General features: G+C 35.3%; 15 protein-coding genes, 7 tRNA genes and 1 other RNA gene. 18 read left to right on the top strand and 5 right to left on the bottom strand.

Annotation, left to right across the window (positions count from 1 at the left end; translation table 11 throughout):
* Position 1: 1 nt before the first annotated feature.
* Positions 2 to 553 (bottom strand): DUF4199 domain-containing protein, encoded by a 552-nt coding sequence (locus EO244_RS01440; RefSeq protein ID WP_129252221.1) that lies wholly within the window; start codon positions 551 to 553, stop codon positions 2 to 4.
* A 308-nt stretch (positions 554 to 861) separates the two neighbouring features.
* Here EO244_RS01440 and ffs point away from each other — a divergent pair.
* From ffs to EO244_RS01480, 8 genes are all read left to right on the top strand, one after another.
* Positions 862 to 960, top strand: an RNA gene (gene ffs, locus EO244_RS01445) — signal recognition particle sRNA small type.
* 2 nt (positions 961 to 962) lie between these two features.
* A tRNA-Thr gene (locus EO244_RS01450) sits at positions 963 to 1036 on the top strand.
* A 50-nt stretch (positions 1037 to 1086) separates the two neighbouring features.
* A tRNA-Thr gene (locus EO244_RS01455) sits at positions 1087 to 1158 on the top strand.
* Between the two features lie 18 nt (positions 1159 to 1176).
* A tRNA-Thr gene (locus EO244_RS01460) sits at positions 1177 to 1253 on the top strand.
* A 46-nt stretch (positions 1254 to 1299) separates the two neighbouring features.
* Positions 1300 to 1376 (top strand) — tRNA-Thr (locus EO244_RS01465).
* Positions 1377 to 1419: 43 nt separating this feature from the next.
* Positions 1420 to 1493: transfer RNA gene (locus EO244_RS01470), tRNA-Thr, on the top strand.
* Positions 1494 to 1649: 156 nt separating this feature from the next.
* Positions 1650 to 2306, top strand: a complete 657-nt coding sequence (fsa, locus tag EO244_RS01475) for a fructose-6-phosphate aldolase (protein ID WP_129252223.1) — start codon at positions 1650 to 1652, stop codon at positions 2304 to 2306.
* Between the two features lie 284 nt (positions 2307 to 2590).
* Positions 2591 to 3202 carry an L-threonylcarbamoyladenylate synthase gene (locus EO244_RS01480; RefSeq protein ID WP_129252224.1) on the top strand — a complete coding sequence of 204 codons (612 nt, stop codon included), beginning with the start codon at positions 2591 to 2593 and terminating at the stop codon, positions 3200 to 3202.
* Between the two features lie 73 nt (positions 3203 to 3275).
* On the opposite strand, the gene EO244_RS01485 is transcribed toward EO244_RS01480, so the two are convergent.
* Positions 3276 to 4424 carry a DUF4831 family protein gene (locus tag EO244_RS01485; RefSeq protein ID WP_129252226.1) on the bottom strand — a complete coding sequence of 383 codons (1149 nt, stop codon included), beginning with the start codon at positions 4422 to 4424 and terminating at the stop codon, positions 3276 to 3278.
* Positions 4425 to 4463: 39 nt separating this feature from the next.
* Positions 4464 to 5975: an NAD(P)H-hydrate dehydratase gene (locus EO244_RS01490; protein WP_129252228.1), complete on the bottom strand. Its 1512-nt coding sequence runs from the start codon at positions 5973 to 5975 to the stop codon at positions 4464 to 4466.
* A gap of 189 nt (positions 5976 to 6164) precedes the next feature.
* Here EO244_RS01490 and EO244_RS01495 point away from each other — a divergent pair, with 189 nt between their 5' ends.
* The 4 genes from EO244_RS01495 to hemH all read left to right on the top strand — a co-directional run bounded on the left by EO244_RS01495 (position 6165) and on the right by hemH (position 10180).
* Positions 6165 to 7679 carry a peptide MFS transporter gene (locus EO244_RS01495; RefSeq protein WP_129252230.1) on the top strand — a complete coding sequence of 505 codons (1515 nt, stop codon included), beginning with the start codon at positions 6165 to 6167 and terminating at the stop codon, positions 7677 to 7679.
* 156 nt (positions 7680 to 7835) lie between these two features.
* Complete coding sequence (locus EO244_RS01500; protein ID WP_129252231.1) at positions 7836 to 8144, top strand: DUF6787 family protein; 309 nt, start codon at positions 7836 to 7838, stop codon at positions 8142 to 8144.
* A gap of 32 nt (positions 8145 to 8176) precedes the next feature.
* Positions 8177 to 9091, top strand: coding sequence for an oxygen-dependent coproporphyrinogen oxidase (gene hemF / locus EO244_RS01505; protein ID WP_206734439.1), 915 nt, complete (start codon positions 8177 to 8179; stop codon positions 9089 to 9091).
* Between the two features lie 75 nt (positions 9092 to 9166).
* Positions 9167 to 10180: a ferrochelatase gene (gene hemH / locus EO244_RS01510; protein ID WP_129252233.1), complete on the top strand. Its 1014-nt coding sequence runs from the start codon at positions 9167 to 9169 to the stop codon at positions 10178 to 10180.
* A gap of 75 nt (positions 10181 to 10255) precedes the next feature.
* On the opposite strand, the gene aspA is transcribed toward hemH, so the two are convergent.
* Positions 10256 to 11662, bottom strand: a complete 1407-nt coding sequence (gene aspA, locus EO244_RS01515; RefSeq protein ID WP_129252235.1) for an aspartate ammonia-lyase — start codon at positions 11660 to 11662, stop codon at positions 10256 to 10258.
* A 353-nt stretch (positions 11663 to 12015) separates the two neighbouring features.
* The gene (locus EO244_RS01520) at positions 12016 to 12504 is read right to left on the bottom strand and encodes a DUF4494 domain-containing protein (RefSeq protein WP_129252237.1); all 489 of its coding nucleotides are present in this window, start codon (positions 12502 to 12504) and stop codon (positions 12016 to 12018) included.
* A 401-nt stretch (positions 12505 to 12905) separates the two neighbouring features.
* Here EO244_RS01520 and EO244_RS01525 point away from each other — a divergent pair.
* The 6 genes from EO244_RS01525 (at position 12906) to EO244_RS16850 (ending at position 16202) form a co-directional block, all read left to right on the top strand.
* Positions 12906 to 12979 (top strand) — tRNA-Met (locus EO244_RS01525).
* A 186-nt stretch (positions 12980 to 13165) separates the two neighbouring features.
* Positions 13166 to 13239, top strand: a tRNA-Met gene (locus EO244_RS01530).
* A gap of 310 nt (positions 13240 to 13549) precedes the next feature.
* Positions 13550 to 13924, top strand: a complete 375-nt coding sequence (locus tag EO244_RS01535; RefSeq protein WP_129252239.1) for an START-like domain-containing protein — start codon at positions 13550 to 13552, stop codon at positions 13922 to 13924.
* A 159-nt stretch (positions 13925 to 14083) separates the two neighbouring features.
* Entirely contained in the window at positions 14084 to 15544 is a 1461-nt protein-coding gene (locus EO244_RS01540; protein ID WP_129252241.1) for an LptF/LptG family permease, read from the top strand.
* A complete protein-coding gene (locus EO244_RS01545; RefSeq protein ID WP_129252243.1) occupies positions 15537 to 16001 on the top strand; it encodes a nuclear transport factor 2 family protein in 465 nt (154 codons plus the stop codon). The genes EO244_RS01540 and EO244_RS01545 overlap by 8 nt, the downstream gene beginning before the upstream one ends.
* A 33-nt stretch (positions 16002 to 16034) precedes the next feature.
* Positions 16035 to 16202, top strand: a complete 168-nt coding sequence (locus EO244_RS16850) for a DUF5522 domain-containing protein (RefSeq protein WP_164977385.1) — start codon at positions 16035 to 16037, stop codon at positions 16200 to 16202.
* Positions 16203 to 16212 lie beyond the last annotated feature (10 nt).

Raw genomic sequence — 16212 nt, forward strand, 5'->3', positions numbered from 1 at the left:
CTTAATTTTGCTTTTTATCGTTTATATTATTCCTCAATGTTCCATAATTACGGCTGAAGAAAAAAGCCAAAATCAATGAAAAGAAGAATCCGGCAGCTAATTTACTAAACCACTGCGCAAAGGCAAAAACACTAGGTGTTATCTTTTCATAAAAACTCATTAGTAGTTCAATATCTTTATCGTCGTATTTCGCTTCAACAAAACTTTTCTCCATCAAGTCAATAAATTCCTGCAATATTGATGCATCAAAATATTTAACTAAGATATAGATATAAATAGCATAAAAAGCTCCTGCAATACCAATGATAAGAACTCCCGCCCCCAGCGCTCTCCCATAACTGATTATACCATTAAGAACATCGTTACGATAAATTCTTAATCCAAAATAAATACCCGTCAGAATTAAAAAATAATTTATCGAGGTTATTTGAGGATTAATCGAAATGGGCACTCCTCTAAAATAAAACATCAAAGAAGTCAGAATTAAAATTGCACCAACAAGTGCTCCAAATAGAAAACTATGGCGTAATAAAGGGTTTGAATGTGATTGCATATGATATTTAATAAACTTTTCAATATTTACAGAAAGTAGACCAACTCATCCGTGTTTTTAGTTTTGCCCTACTTTATATGGAAAACAAAGATATCCTTTTTGAAAGATATTGCTTAAAAGTTTGAAATAAATAAACATTCTTTCACATTAGAGAGGCCAAATAAATAAAGGGCTTCAAAAAAAATGCATTATTTTCAAAAAATTATTTCATTGAAAATAAATCCATTGACTAAAAAGCTCGAATAAATAAGAAAAGAAGTTCATCAAAAGGTTTGGAGGGTAACAAGTTTTTTCTACTTTTGTCACCGGATAAGCAACTATGCGATCAGCTCCTACTGAACTCCCCCAGGGTCGGAAGGCAGCAAGGGTAAGTGGTTGTAGCGATGCGACGTAGCTTGCTTATCCACTTGCCAGTATAGCTCAGTTGGCCAGAGCAGCTGATTTGTAATCAGCAGGTCGTGGGTTCGAATCCCTCTACTGGCTCAATACAAGGAGAAAGTCATTATGACTTTCTTTTGTTCTTTAAAAACAATGCCGTTGTAGCTCAGGGGTAGAGCGTTTCCTTGGTAAGGAAGAGGTCATGAGTTCAAATCTCATCAATGGCTCACTTAAGAATGGATTTTGCCAGTATAGCTCAGTTGGCCAGAGCAGCTGATTTGTAATCAGCAGGTCGTGGGTTCGAATCCCTCTACTGGCTCCAGTACTAAAACAAGGATTGATTTTTTTTTCAATCAAAAATGAATTTTGCCAGTGTAGCTCAGTTGGCCAGAGCAGCTGATTTGTAATCAGCAGGTCGTGGGTTCGAATCCCTCCACCGGCTCCAGTATTAAGACAAGGATTGAATTTTTCAATCAAAAATGAATTTTGCCAGTGTAGCTCAGTTGGCCAGAGCAGCTGATTTGTAATCAGCAGGTCGTGGGTTCGAATCCCTCCACCGGCTCAAAACAAAAAAGAGAAAGTCAATCGACTTTCTTTTTTTGTTTTAAAATCAAACCAACCAATCCACCCTTCCCAAAAGAACAATTCAATCATCTTTGTTGATCGAAAAAAATAGTGTATTTTCGATCATCGTTAACCAATCCTAATACTATAAAGCATGAAGTTTTTTATCGATACAGCAAATCTCGATCAGATTAAAGAAGCACAAGATCTAGGTGTTCTAGATGGTGTTACTACTAACCCTTCTCTTATGGCTAAAGAAGGAATCAAAGGTGCCGAAAACATCAAACAACATTACATAGATATTTGCAATATCGTTGACGGTGACGTAAGTGCCGAAGTTATTGCAACCGACTATGAAGGCATGATTATGGAAGGTGAGGAATTAGCTGCTTTGCATCCTCAAATTGTGGTCAAAGTTCCTTGTACCAAAGCAGGTATTAAAGCCGTAAAATACTTGAGTTCAAAAAATATTCGTACGAATTGCACCCTGATTTTCTCTTCAGGTCAGGCTTTGCTTGCAGCCAAAGCAGGTGCAACTTACGTTTCTCCTTTTGTAGGTCGTTTAGACGATATAGGAACTGACGGGGTTGATTTAATTGCTCAAATTGCCGATATGTTTAACTATTACAGTTTCGAAACTGAAGTATTAGCAGCATCTATACGTCACACCATGCACATTCTTCAGTGTGTTGAAGCTGGTGCCGATGTAGCAACTTGCCCCTTAAGTGCAATCACTGGCTTACTAAATCACCCTTTAACTGATAAAGGTCTGGAGCAATTTTTAGCTGACTATAACAAACTAAACAGCTAAATTGATATAATCATCTATACAAAACAAGGAGCTAAGTGCTCCTTGTTTTAGTATAGAGATATTTCATTCCACACTTCCTGATCTCAACTAAAAACAAGAAAAAAACATCAACTCGATTCTAGCAAAATAGCATCTGTAGACCTGATTAAACAAAAAACAGACATTATTATCTTTTTATTCTCATTTAAATAGATTAAAAAAAAAATGATGATAATTAAATCCATATCTATCTGAATTTGAAGGAAACTTATATCTTTAAGGCAAAAATCCCCTAATAATCCAAAATGTTACTCAAACTCTATCCAGACAATCCGAATTACAAAGAATTTCGGAAAATCGCAGAAATTCTACGTGAAGGTGGTGTAATCATCTACCCCACTGACACTGTTTATGCAATTGGTTGTGACATTAACAGCAATAAGGCGATACAAAAAATTGCAAAACTTAAAGGTGTATCTGCTGAAAAAGCAAACTTCTCCATTATCTGTAATAACCTTAGTAACCTGTCAGAATATGCTAAAGTTGACAATGGGATCTTTAAGATGATGAAGAAAAACCTACCCGGTGCATTTACTTTTATCCTTCCGGCAAGTAGTAATCTGCCCAAACTATTTAAGAGCAAAAAGAAAAATGTAGGTATTAGAGTTCCTGATCATTTTATCCCACTAGGCATAGTGGAAGAATTAGGTAATCCAATTATGACCACATCCATTCACGATCCTGATGAAGTGGTTGAATACACTACCGATCCTGAATTAATCCACGAAAAATACCAAAAAGATGTTGATATGGTTATCGATGGGTCCTTTGGACGCAATGTCGCCTCAACCATTATTGATTGCACCAATGGTGAATTCAAAGTCATTAGGGAAGGTATCGGAGAATTAATTTTATAAACCATTGTTTTTAAAAACAAGAAGAGGGAGAAGTATCAACTTTTCCCTCTTCTTGTATAATTCAAAATCCTGACTATTTCTGAGAAATACACTTTATAGCTCCGGTTTCCGGATAAAACTCCAAACTATACCCCTCGTGCATCAAAACTTGCGATGGTAAACCAAAAACCTTTCCAAACTGACTGATCAAATGCCTCTTATGATAGACAACTTGCTTTCCTTTTGAGATCACAACATCAGCCTGCCCCGGCACCCTGTAATATATTAACCGATTAGGAACAACCGTTGGATCTACCGGCAAAACAGGCAACTCAGATGTAACACCAAGATTATTCAAATCAATACGCACAGGAACAGCTTTCAAATCATCAGACTCAACAAGTCCTTTCTCTGGTGAAATACGAAACAAAACACCACCTTTATCTGTAGCAGTAGGTCTATAAGTGAAGTGTCCAGTCTCTAACACTCGAACCTCTTTACCTAAGAAAAGAGACAGATATTCTTTTTCCAACTTATCCAATTCACGAACAATCACCTCATAAGCTTTTCCATCAGGAGGTAAAACTTCATAATTAGCCGTTAATATTTTAAATCGGCGTTTTCTCAATTTAAACAATTGATGAGCCGCCTCCTTGGCTTTATCTTCAATCGATTTTGCAAAAGCCTGCTCCTTCATTTCAGGAACTTTAATAAAAGCAGTATCGGTTTCAACAACCTTAAAAACAGTATCCTTTTTTATCAACAAATTGGGGTCAATTGAAAATTTACCATACTCAATCTCAACATCAACATCCTCTTGCAATGACTGAGATTCAATCTTATTCTCAACATCCACAGCCTTCATGTTAAAACCTCGAATTAAACCTTCCGGAGTTAATTGAATTAAGTTGGGCTCATAATTCTCTACACTTGTCAGTTTATAAAAATGCTGAGGATCAACCTCTCCTTTCTCTGTTAGAGTAATCGATTTAATATTCCAATCAACGGCATCAGATGTTATTTTGGGATTTATCCCGATATATTTCTCTGAAAAACCAGCAAATGGTCCAACTTTACGAATTTTCTTTTCAACTATGACATCAACATTTAAAATGGTTCTTGGCAAAGCATAAACAACTGTTGATGCAACATCTAAATCAGATTTTCGCTTTTGCCCCATAGCTGTCATAAACTGTATACAGCAAACAGCTACCAACATTATTTTTACTACAAGTCTAAACATCACATTATATATTACAAATTACATTTTAGGCTAATCACCTTAGTCTCTTAATTTTTTCCAGGCCTTGGACAGATACTCTACAATATCACCTGCTATTAGTGCTTCCTGTCCCAACTCTTCAGCAGCCAAATCTCCAGCTAATCCGTGTACATAAACACCAATCAGTGCAGCGTCAGATGAAGAATACCCCTGTGACAACAAAGATAATATTATTCCTGTGAGAACATCTCCACTTCCAGCAGTTGCCATTCCCGGGTTTCCGGTTGGATTAAAATAACAACGGCCTTTTTCATCCGTTATTGCTGTAAAAGCACCTTTTAACACCATTACGACAGCTTTCTTTTTTGAAAAATCACGTTGTTTTGTATTCCTATCAAAAGCGCCATAACTTTTTCCCAATAATCGTTCAAATTCCTTAATATGAGGTGTCAAAATCGATCCTTTAGGCAAACGTTCTTTCAGAGCTTGATTTTGTCCAATAATATTAAGAGCATCAGCATCTAGCACCAGGGGTTTATCACATTCTTCAATCAGCTCGTCAAGTGCTCTTACTGAATTGTGTTTTGTATCAATTCCTGGCCCAATACCAATAGCATCAAAATCTTCCAAATTCGGATACTCCGTAAAAATAATATCCGAACGATCGATACTGACCATTGATTCGGGAACAGCAGTCTGCATAATATCATAACCCAAGCGTGGAATATGTGTACTCAATAAACCAATACCCGAACGCAAAGCCGCCTTCGATGCTAAAATTGCAGCACCCATTTTTCCGTAACTTCCACTAATCAACAGTCCATGTCCATAATTGCCCTTATGGCTAAATCGTCCTCGTTTTTTTAGTCGATTTTTGATGAAATTTTCGTCAACAAGTTGGTAAGGACTCTCCATCTCATTAATAATACGCGAGTGCAAGCCTATAGGCAATACGTGCCAATTACCAACACAATCAATATTTTCAGGAAAAAGAAAAGATAATTTTGGAAATTGAAAACTAAGTGTATGATCAGCATGAATACAATGATTCAGATTATTTAAGGAATTATCTTCACCAAACAGACCCGATGGAATATCAATAGCTATAACCTCTGCTTTTGAAGCATTGATATATAAAACCAACTCCTTAATTAATCCATCAAGAATTCTGGACAAACCAGAACCCAAAAGTGCATCAACAACAACACTATCATCAAAAATTATGGGAAAATCATTAGAATTTGAGATATCAAAAATAGAAACCAAATTTTGAATTTTTAATCGATCAAGATTCATCTGGCAATCAACAGACAAATTCTGGCTCACATTAACAAGATACACTTCAACTTGATACTTCGCCTCTGAAAGCAAACGTGCCAAAGCCAAACCATCCCCTCCATTATTTCCTGACCCAACAAATATTATAAAATTCTGCTCTTCAGAATATCGTTTTTCTATCCAAAAAAAAAGTTGTGTAGCTGCCCTTTCCATCAAATCGATAGAAGCTATAGGCTCATTTGCAATACTATATGCATCAATTTGAGCAATCTGCTTCGAAGTGAATATTTTCATAAAAGAGAATTTTTTCTTATCATTTCTTTTTTCTCACTATCAAAGATAAAACATTAAGAAATGTATATTACGGAAACGATTTAAATTAATATCATAAAACCCGAAATTCTCTAATGCCTTACATTATTTTTATATATTTGTCCATCTCTGAAAATAAATAACAACTATTATAAATTAAAACGACAACTTATGTTTAAAGGACACCCGAAGGGTCTAATTCCAGCCGCATTAGCTAATATGGGCGAAAGATTCGGATTCTATACCATGATGGCAATTTTGGTATTATTTTTACAAGCTAAATTTGGATTAGATGGAACTGATGCTGGTTGGATCTATGCAACGTTCTATTCTTCAATTTATTTTCTTGCTATTGTTGGTGGTATTATTGCTGATAGAACAAAAAACTACAAAGGAACTATTCTAGCAGGTTTATTAATGATGGCTTTTGGATACGTATTACTTGCTATTCCAACTCCAACTCCAGTTCCAAACTTAACTTTATACCTAGCAGCAACATGTGTTGCATTAGCTGTAATTGCATTTGGTAATGGTTTATTCAAAGGTAACTTACAAGCACTAGTTGGTCAGATGTATGATGATCCAAAATACGATAAAGTTAGAGACTCTGGTTTCTCTTTATTCTATATGTTTATCAATGTTGGTGGTATTTTTGCGCCAATGATCGCTCCAAGTATCAGAAGTTGGTGGTTAGCAAGAGCTGGTTACCAATACAATGCCAATCTTCCTGAATTATGTCATCAACACCTAGGTGGTACGCTTACAGAAAAAGCAGCGGAAAGATTTCATGAAATTGCAAACCAGGTAAGTGCCACTCCTATTACTGACTATACTGTTTTTTGTAATGACTACTTAAATGTATTTAACGAAGGTTTCCATTATGCATTTGCTGTAGCAATTGTTGCTATGTTAATTTCATTGGCTATCTATCTTAAAAATAAAGCTAACTTCCCAGATCCTGCGAAAAAAGCTGCTGAAGCTAAAGCAAACAACACGGTAACTCAAATGGATATTAAAGAAGTTAAGCAAAGAATCTACGCTTTATTAGCAGTATTCGGTGTGGTTATCTTCTTCTGGTTCTCATTCCACCAAAATGGTTTAACGCTTACCATGTTTGCTAGAGATTATACTGTACTTAATATTGGTGGCTTTAGTTTTGATCCAGAGATTTTCCAATCGATGAATCCATTCTTTGTGGTAGCCTTAACTCCAATTGTTGTAGGTATCTTCGGATGGTTACGTAACCGTGGCATTGAGCCATCTACTCCTAAGAAGATTGCAATCGGTATGTTTATCGCTGCATTGGCTTATGTATTGATGACTCTGGGATCTCTTAATGTACCATTATTCTCTGAAGTAACTGAAATGGGTGGTCTTCCTGAGGCTGCTAAAGTAACTCCATTCCTATTGATTGGTGCTTACTTCATCCTTACAGTAGCTGAGCTTTTCATTAGTCCTCTTGGAATTTCTTTCGTATCGAAAGTAGCTCCTCCTCAGTATCAAGGTCTAATGCAAGGTCTTTGGTTAGGTGCTACAGGTGCTGGTAACCAATTATTAGTATTTGGTGCAATGCTATATGCTGGTGTACCTATTTGGTTAACCTGGACAGTATTCATCGTAGCATGTGCGATTTCAATGATCATCATGCTTGTTATGGTTAAATGGTTAGAAAGAGTTTCTCAATAAGAAATTTTCCTATCATATATGAAAAGGATGTCCAATTGGGCATCCTTTTTTTTTTGCTCTATACTCTTATAAAAAATTACAATATTAATTGAAAGTCATATTTAAAGACAAAAAGGTATTTTATTCTATCTTTGAAATGAATTTAAATATCAAAAGATGCTTCAAAAACTTAAAAATAGATGGAAAATCGAGTCCAACTTCCAATTCATATTAATCCTTATTACTTTTTCTGTAACAGGAAGCCTCGCAGTAATGGTGCGTCGTCCCATATTTGAATATTTAAGTATTGACTCAACAACAAGCCTTTGGATAAAAATTCCAATGAGTATTTTAATCATTACCCCCTCTTATCAGGTTTTACTTGTTATTGTAGGCTCAGTATTAGGTCAACACAAATTCTTTTGGGCTTTTGAAAAGAAAATGCTTAATCGGTTTCAATTCAAGAAAAAGAAAATTGATGCTTAAGCACTAAGAGAATCGATCAAAAAATATCAAATATGAAAACCGCTCAAATGACTAAAGAACAAATAGCTGATCAATTTAAAGCACTTCAAAATACAATCACACAAACTCTGGAAACTGCTGACGCAAAAGCCAAATTTAAAGAAGACACTTGGAATCGGGAAGGTGGCGGCGGTGGAAGAAGCCGAATCATCGCAAATGGTAATATTATTGAAAAAGGTGGCGTTAACTTTTCTGCCGTACATGGTCGTTTACCTCAAAAAATTAAATCGAAACTTAAAATCGAATGTGATGATTTCTTTGCCACAGGAGTTTCGCTTATCATGCACCCCGAAAACCCACATGTTCCTATTGTCCATATGAATGTTCGTTACTTCGAGCTTACCGATGGAAATTATTGGTTTGGTGGTGGAATTGACTTAACCCCTATTTACATTGACAAAAAAGAAGCTGCTGATTTTCATCAGGCATTAAAATTAATCTGCGATAAGCATCATCCTGAATTCTATTCAAAATTTAAAACCTGGGCTGATGATTATTTCTTCCTGACTCACAGAAATGAAACCAGAGGAGTTGGCGGAATCTTCTTTGATCATTTAAATGAATCAACAGGTTTATCTAAAAACGAAATTTTCAATTTTGTTATTGAAATTGGACAACTTTTTGCGCCTCTTTATGCCAAAATTATGACGAAGAACGCCAAAAAGTCTTATAACGCACAAGAGAAAGACTGGCAGTTGCATCGCCGTGGCCGATATGTCGAATTTAATCTTCTGCAGGATAAAGGAACCCGATTTGGAATAGATACCAATGGTCGAGCTGAATCTATTTTGGTAAGTATGCCTCCTGAAGTAAAATGGACTTATCAATACGAAATTGAAGCAAACTCTCCTGAAGATAAAACCATTAAACTTTTAAAAAAAGGAATTAACTGGATTGAATATTCATAGAGAAAATAAATGCGCTTGCTCATTGATTCATTTTTAAATATCTTCACACAAGCACATCCTACTTATACAGCGAAAATGAATAAAAAAACGACCGTTCTTCTTATCAATCTTGGAACTCCACAAAGTCCGAATGTTAGTGATGTTCGATCCTATCTAAAAGAATTTCTAAATGATAAACGGGTTATTGATATTCCATGGCTTCTTAGAAAAATCTTAGTGAATCTGATCATTATCCCTTTCAGGGCAAAATCTTCATCTAAAATCTACAAAAAGCTATGGACTCCTGAAGGTTCTCCCTTACTAATTTATGGCGAGAATGTTAAAGCCATGCTTCAGGCAGAATTGGGCGATGAATATAAAGTTGAATTGGCAATGCGATATAAAGAACCTTCCTTACCCAGTGTTCTTAATAAGATCAAAAATGAAATGCCTGAACGCTTAGTTATTTTCCCCATGTATCCACAATACGCGTCTTCATCAACCGGATCGACTATTGAACGGGTAATGGAACTAATGAAGCCATGGGAAGTCATTCCGGAGGTCAATATCATCAATCAGTTTTTTGAAGATCCCGATTATATCAAAATCATTGCGAACAACGCATTGAAACACGACTTAGCAACATTTGATCACTTTGTCTTTTCATTTCATGGTTTGCCTATCAGACAAATTAACAAGGTACACCCTGGACGAAATTGCAAAACCTGTAATTGTGACAAAACGTTTAATCGTGAAACCGATTATTATTGCTACAAAGCCACTTGTTATGAAAACGCAAGGCTTATTGCAAATGAACTCAACATTCCTCAGAACAAATATACCGTTGCTTTTCAATCGAGATTGGATAAAGATTGGCTGGAACCATTTGCTGATAAGCTAATGGTTAAGTTAGCACAGGAGGGTAAGAAAAATATTATGGTATTCAGTCCAGCTTTTGTTGCCGATTGTTTGGAAACAACCATCGAAATTGGAGGTGAATTCACCGAGCTATTCACTGAAAATGGGGGTGAAAAATTAGTTCTTGTTGAGAGCCTTAACGATCATCCGGACTGGATTAAAACAATTAAAAAACTTATTCTCAATCAATAAAAAAACAAATTCTACAAGATAAAAAAAGAGCCATCCTTAAAAGATGGCTCTTACTATATAATACAATTGCAACAATTAAGCTTTAATAAATTTCTGAGGCTTAATCATACGCTCTGGTGCAAGAATCTCATCAAGCTTCTCTTTCGACAATAAGCCTTCTTCAAGAATCAAATCGTAAACACTTCTGTTTTCAGCCAAGGCACGTTTTGCAATTCTTGATGATGCTTCGTAACCTAAAGTTGGATTCACAGCTGTTACAATACCAATACTATTCAACACCATTTCTTTACAGTGCTCAACATTAGCAGTGATACCATCGATACAACGCTCTTTTAATGTTGACATACCACTCTCCAACATTTCCATAGATTCCAACATGGCACGAACCATTACAGGCTCCATAACATTTAATTCCAACTGTCCGGCTTCAGCAGCAAAAGTAACAGTTAAATCGTTACCAATCACCTTATAAGCAATTTGGTTCACAACCTCAGGAATCACAGGATTTACTTTACCTGGCATGATAGAAGAACCTGGCTGCATTTTTGGCAAATTAATCTCGTTGAATCCACAACGAGGTCCTGAAGAAAGTAAACGTAAATCGTTACAAATCTTAGAAAGCTTAATTGCTAAACGCTTAATAGCTGATGAATACATCACATAAGAACCTGTATCAGGAGTCGCCTCAATAAGGTTACCTGCCAATACGATTTCCATTTCTGTAATATCACGTAAGTGCTTAATACATTTCTCAGAATATTCAGGTTCAGAATTGATACCCGTTCCGATTGCTGTAGCACCCATATTCACTTCTAAGAATAATTTTGCATTTTCGTTAAGACGTAGAATCTCTTCTTCCAAGTTTACAGCCCATGCTTCGAACTCCTGTCCTAAAGTCATTGGTACCGCATCTTGCAACTGAGTACGACCCATTTTCAAAACATCCTTAAACTCTTCACCTTTAGCTCGGAAAGAAGCAATTAACTCTTTCAAATTCGCAACCAAAGCTTCATTTTTAAGAATCAAACCAATCTTGATACCAGTAGGATAAGCATCATTAGTCGATTGAGAAAGGTTAACGTGATTGTTTGGGTGACATTTCTCATAATCACCTTTTTCAAAACCCATGATTTCTAAAGCACGGTTTGCAATCACCTCATTCGCATTCATATTGGTTGAGGTACCAGCCCCACCCTGGATCATATCAACTGGAAATTCTTCTATAAGTTTTCCATCGATAATTTCCTGACAAGCTTCAGTAATAGCAGCAGTCAATTCATCTGATAATAATCCTAAATCGTTATTTGCTTTTGCTGCAGCCCATTTTACCATGGCTAGAGCTTTAATGTATTTTGGATATGCACTAAGCTTTACACCACAAATATCAAAATTTTCTACTGCTCGCAGGGTCTGAATTCCATAATATGCTTCAGCTGGAACTTCTTTATAACCTAATAAATCGTGTTCTGTTCTTGTCTTCATATGTTAATGCTTTAGCTTCAATACCACCTCCGAAAAGGCAATAAATCGCGTCTTTTTTTAGATAATTTTATTCAGCAAATGTAAAGTTTCATTCAGATTTTGTCCACTAATTAAATGCAATTTCGATTTCCACATTTACGAAACAATATTTCAATAATAAATCGCTGAAAAACTACACATTACAACATAAACAACTATAGCTTTAATTCACATAAATATCAATTTCAAAAATGTTTTTCAACAGAAAACAATCGTTTTCGTAAAATTACAACGCGAATCAGAATAAATAAAACCTAAAAACAAAAAAGGAGCAAATTGTGAATTTGCTCCTTTTATATTTGGGACTAATTAATTTAGTCTTCGACTTCGACAAGCGGTTTTAAATTTTCAGGAATTTCCTCATTTAGCTCATCCTTAAAAAATGGAAACACATCCATAATCGGACTCTCAGCAACTGATGGAATTTCAAAAGGAACAATCATGTCGCTTAAACCTTCAGTTAAATATTCGTAAGCATCTTTTACATTATTGGCCTCAACCAACATGTAGTTATTTGATTTTTTCTCTTTACCAGATTCCTCATCAACAGAAACAAAAGTTGTTTTGGCTTTAAACCAACGATCTCCATTCTCATTCGGAAACAATTCACTAACATTCGACTTACTAATATTAGTCACAATAAAATCACTATGAATCATCTTCTCCAATTCGGTATGAATACGAGCTTCTGCTTCAGTAAAAGAAACAGCATCTACCAAATAGGGCTCTGTAACTTTCTTTTCTTTACCGTTTTCGTCAATTTTAACATATTTCACTTTACATTCAAACCAATTGTTAGTCATAGTATGGTATTTTTATATGATTAAAGATTCAATTTCTCCTTATTTCTGAAAGGCAGACAAAGATACTATTCTGAATTCAAATACACTTGGGAAAATTTGTGATTAATTATTGCTTAGTCGGCCCTTTTTTTTCAAAAAAATCAGGAAACAAATTCTAAACAGAATATATTTCAATAAATAATTATCTGAAATTAGACTTCTGAAAAGCCCTGAAACAGGCATATTCGCATTTTCAGGCAAGAATTAACAATCAAATTTATTTTTTTTGAAAAAAATATCTAAAGCTAACTCACTAATAAACAAAGACACCAATTCTCAAACAAAATATTTTAAATCAAAATTCAAGATCCTCCTTTTTTTTATTCAGAAATGACACTATATTTGCATCGCAATTGAGAAACGGCGAGGTAGCTCAGTTGGTTAGAGCGCATGATTCATAATCATGAGGTCGGCGGTTCAAACCCGCCTCTCGCTACTCAAAAAGACTTAGATTTTTCTAAGTCTTTTTTTTTTACACCACATTTCCCAGAATATTTTTCAAACCCACAGTCTTCTGTGTTCTAAACGGTTTCACAAATATCCGAATCGAAATTTCAAAAAATAAAAAAAAAGATTTTTTAAATTAAAAATAGACACTATATTTGCATCGCAATTGAGAAACGGCGAGGTAGCTCAGTTGGTTAGAGCGCATGATTCATAATCATGAGGTCGGCGGTTCAAACCCGCCTCTCGCTACTCAAAAGGCTTAGATTTTCTAAGCCTTTTTTTATTTCTAATCTTTTCAAATTACCAATAAAAACAATTATAAAGCACCGATAAAAAATATTTTTTGCATATCTTATACCAAACAATACTTGCTACATAACTAATAATCAAGTTTTCATTCTTTTTTAGAATAAATATAAAAAGATAATTTAGTTAAGTATTATTTATTACTTTTGCGCCTAATATCAGACCATCAATCCTGAATAATTTGATATTAGCTAAGCATCTGTAATACAGATATTAAGAAATAATTCAAATTGAAAAGAAAACAAATAAACACATGACAAAATACGATCTAGAATATGTCATTCACGCCTCTCCAAAGGTATTGTTTGAACGCTTAAGTACTTCAAGTGGATTGTCTGAATGGTTTGCTGATAACGTAAATCAAAAAGGGAAAATTTTCACTTTCGAATGGGATGGATCTGAGCAAAAGGCTGAAATGATTCTTAAAAAAGAAAATCAAGTTGTTCGATTCCGTTGGTTAGATAATGAAGACGATGACAGTTATTTTGAATTTCGTTTCGAAATTGACGCCTTAACCAATGATTTATCTTTAATTATTACGGATTTCGCTGACGAAGACGAAATTGATGAAAACATGGAACTTTGGGATACTCAAATCTCAGAATTGAAACACGTATTGGGTGCATAATTTTTAACACTCAAAAACATATATTCCTGATAAAATACTTTATTTTTGTAAGCAGTAAGACCAGATTCATATATAACTGGTCTTATTTTTTGCATTATAAAATGAGCTTGTATTAAGTCAATCAACCTTGCTTGATTCTTAATATTGAATACCAGATCCATGAAACGACTACACGCCTTTATACTAAAAAGTTTTTTAGGTCCTTTAACATTCACCTTCTTTATCTGCATGTTTGTTTTGCTCATGCAATTCCTTTGGCGATATATCGATGAGTTTGTAGGAAAAGGTTTAGAATGGACTGTGATTGCAGAGTTCATGTTCTACGTTTCGGCCACCCTGGTCCCCATGGCACTTCCTTTAGCAATTCTTTTAGCCTCTATCATGTCCTTTGGCAATATGGGTGAAAATTATGAGTTAATTGCAATGAAAGCTGCAGGCATTTCTTTACAACGCATCATGCGTCCCCTAATTATTCTAGTCATGTTTATTGGCTTAGGCGCTTTTTATTTTTCCAACTACGTCATGCCAGTTGCTTCTCTTAAAACAAGTGCTCTGCTTTACGATATCCAACATCAAAATCCTGAACTGGTTTTAAAAGAAGGGGTCTTCACAAGTGACCTTCCCGGTTTTGGTATTAAAGTTGGTCCAATTAATAAGGAAACCGGAATGATTCACGACCTATTAATCTATGACCATAGAAATAATGAGGGGAACACACAGGTAACAATAGCTGATTCCGGAATCATGTCGACAAGTGAAGATAAATTGTTCTTGGATTTAACCCTTTACAGTGGCAACCGATACGAAGAAGTTAAACCTAAAAAGCATAGAGATCGGGATAAACACCCCTCTCAAAGAATCAAGTTCGATTTATACAAAACCACAATTAACTTACCGGGTAATGAACTGAAACGCACCGATGAGGATCGTTTTCGTAATTCATACCGTATGTTAAATCTGAAACAACTTGCTCAACAAAAAGATACACTTGTTAATGAATTAAACGAAGAAAAACAACGATTGGCTCACCAGTTATCAAGCTACCAATACTTCAAAAAAGAAAGTAAGGCAACTCGTAATGACTCAACTCGCCAGATTCTTTTAGCTGCTAAAACATGGAATGCAGACTCTTTGTATCAACAACTCAATTTAAGTGATAAACTAAGATCAGTTGGAAATGCCCTAAGCTACAGTCGAAAATCCAAGGAGAATATTTCAAGAAACCTATCTATACAAGAGGCAAAAAATAAATGGATTAAAAAGCACGATAACGAATGGCATCGTAAATTCACATTATCTTTCGCCTGCATCATCTTTTTCTTTATTGGAGCACCACTGGGTGCAATTATCAGAAAAGGAGGCCTTGGTATGCCTGTGATTGTATCAGTTGTCTTCTTCATCATCTACTACATCATTTCGATGACTGGTGAACGAGCTGCACGTGAGCTTGTTTTATCTCCATTTATCGGAATGTGGATTTCATCTATTGTCATTCTCCCACTTGGAATTATACTGACTTATAAGGCAACAACTGATTCCGGAATCCTGAATATCGATGTCTATATCAATTTCTTTAAAAAGATTAATCCAGTTAAATTTTTCTCAAAAAAAGATGCCTAAGCAAATTCTATTTATCCTGGCACTAACATTTTCTTTAGGAGCTTGTCAAAACAAAACTAAGACTGATCCTAAAGATTTAAATACATTGCTTGATAATTGGCATTTAGCCGCAAGTCATGCCGATATTGATACCTATTTCTCAGCTTTTGCAGATAATGCCATTTATATAGGAACTGATGCCTCTGAGAGATGGACAAAACAAGAATTTCATTCGTTTTGCAAGCCTTATTTTGCAAAGGGCAAGGCATGGGATTTTAAAGCATTCGACAGAAAAATCTATTTTTCAGAAGATGGTGACACAGCCTGGTTCAATGAATTACTCAATACATGGATGGGCGTTTGCCGTGCCTCAGGTGTGCTAACATTAAAAAACGGAACTTGGAAAATTTCTCAATACCACTTGTCAGTGACGATCAAAAATGAGAAAATGAAACAATTCCTTGAAATTAAACAATAGGCTTGAAACCTCCTCAAACAGAAACGATCTACTATGTTCGACGAATTAAAACCAGATATCGATTACTATATGAGCCCCGATGGCTACCGCATATTAACTAAGAAATACCTTAGTGAAAGAGGCTATTGTTGCGGGAATGGATGCAAACATTGCCCTTATTTTCCGAAACACACCAAAGGCAATCAAAATTTAAAAGAATAAAACCAAAACA

The organism is Ancylomarina salipaludis (assembly GCF_004122035.1).
Lineage (GTDB): Bacteria > Bacteroidota > Bacteroidia > Bacteroidales > Marinifilaceae > Ancylomarina > Ancylomarina salipaludis.

Bases quoted from the DNA above. Each gene is read 5' to 3' on its own strand.
- EO244_RS01440 (WP_129252221.1), bottom strand. From the start codon at position 553: ATGCAATCACATTCAAACCCTTTATTACGCCATAGTTTTCTATTTGGA.
- fsa (WP_129252223.1), top strand. From the start codon at position 1,650: ATGAAGTTTTTTATCGATACAGCAAATCTCGATCAGATTAAAGAAGCA.
- EO244_RS01480 (WP_129252224.1), top strand. From the start codon at position 2,591: ATGTTACTCAAACTCTATCCAGACAATCCGAATTACAAAGAATTTCGG.
- EO244_RS01485 (WP_129252226.1), bottom strand. From the start codon at position 4,424: ATGTTTAGACTTGTAGTAAAAATAATGTTGGTAGCTGTTTGCTGTATA.
- EO244_RS01490 (WP_129252228.1), bottom strand. From the start codon at position 5,975: ATGAAAATATTCACTTCGAAGCAGATTGCTCAAATTGATGCATATAGT.
- EO244_RS01495 (WP_129252230.1), top strand. From the start codon at position 6,165: ATGTTTAAAGGACACCCGAAGGGTCTAATTCCAGCCGCATTAGCTAAT.
- EO244_RS01500 (WP_129252231.1), top strand. From the start codon at position 7,836: ATGCTTCAAAAACTTAAAAATAGATGGAAAATCGAGTCCAACTTCCAA.
- hemF (WP_206734439.1), top strand. From the start codon at position 8,177: ATGAAAACCGCTCAAATGACTAAAGAACAAATAGCTGATCAATTTAAA.
- hemH (WP_129252233.1), top strand. From the start codon at position 9,167: ATGAATAAAAAAACGACCGTTCTTCTTATCAATCTTGGAACTCCACAA.
- aspA (WP_129252235.1), bottom strand. From the start codon at position 11,662: ATGAAGACAAGAACAGAACACGATTTATTAGGTTATAAAGAAGTTCCA.
- EO244_RS01520 (WP_129252237.1), bottom strand. From the start codon at position 12,504: ATGACTAACAATTGGTTTGAATGTAAAGTGAAATATGTTAAAATTGAC.
- EO244_RS01535 (WP_129252239.1), top strand. From the start codon at position 13,550: ATGACAAAATACGATCTAGAATATGTCATTCACGCCTCTCCAAAGGTA.
- EO244_RS01540 (WP_129252241.1), top strand. From the start codon at position 14,084: ATGAAACGACTACACGCCTTTATACTAAAAAGTTTTTTAGGTCCTTTA.
- EO244_RS01545 (WP_129252243.1), top strand. From the start codon at position 15,537: ATGCCTAAGCAAATTCTATTTATCCTGGCACTAACATTTTCTTTAGGA.
- EO244_RS16850 (WP_164977385.1), top strand. From the start codon at position 16,035: ATGTTCGACGAATTAAAACCAGATATCGATTACTATATGAGCCCCGAT.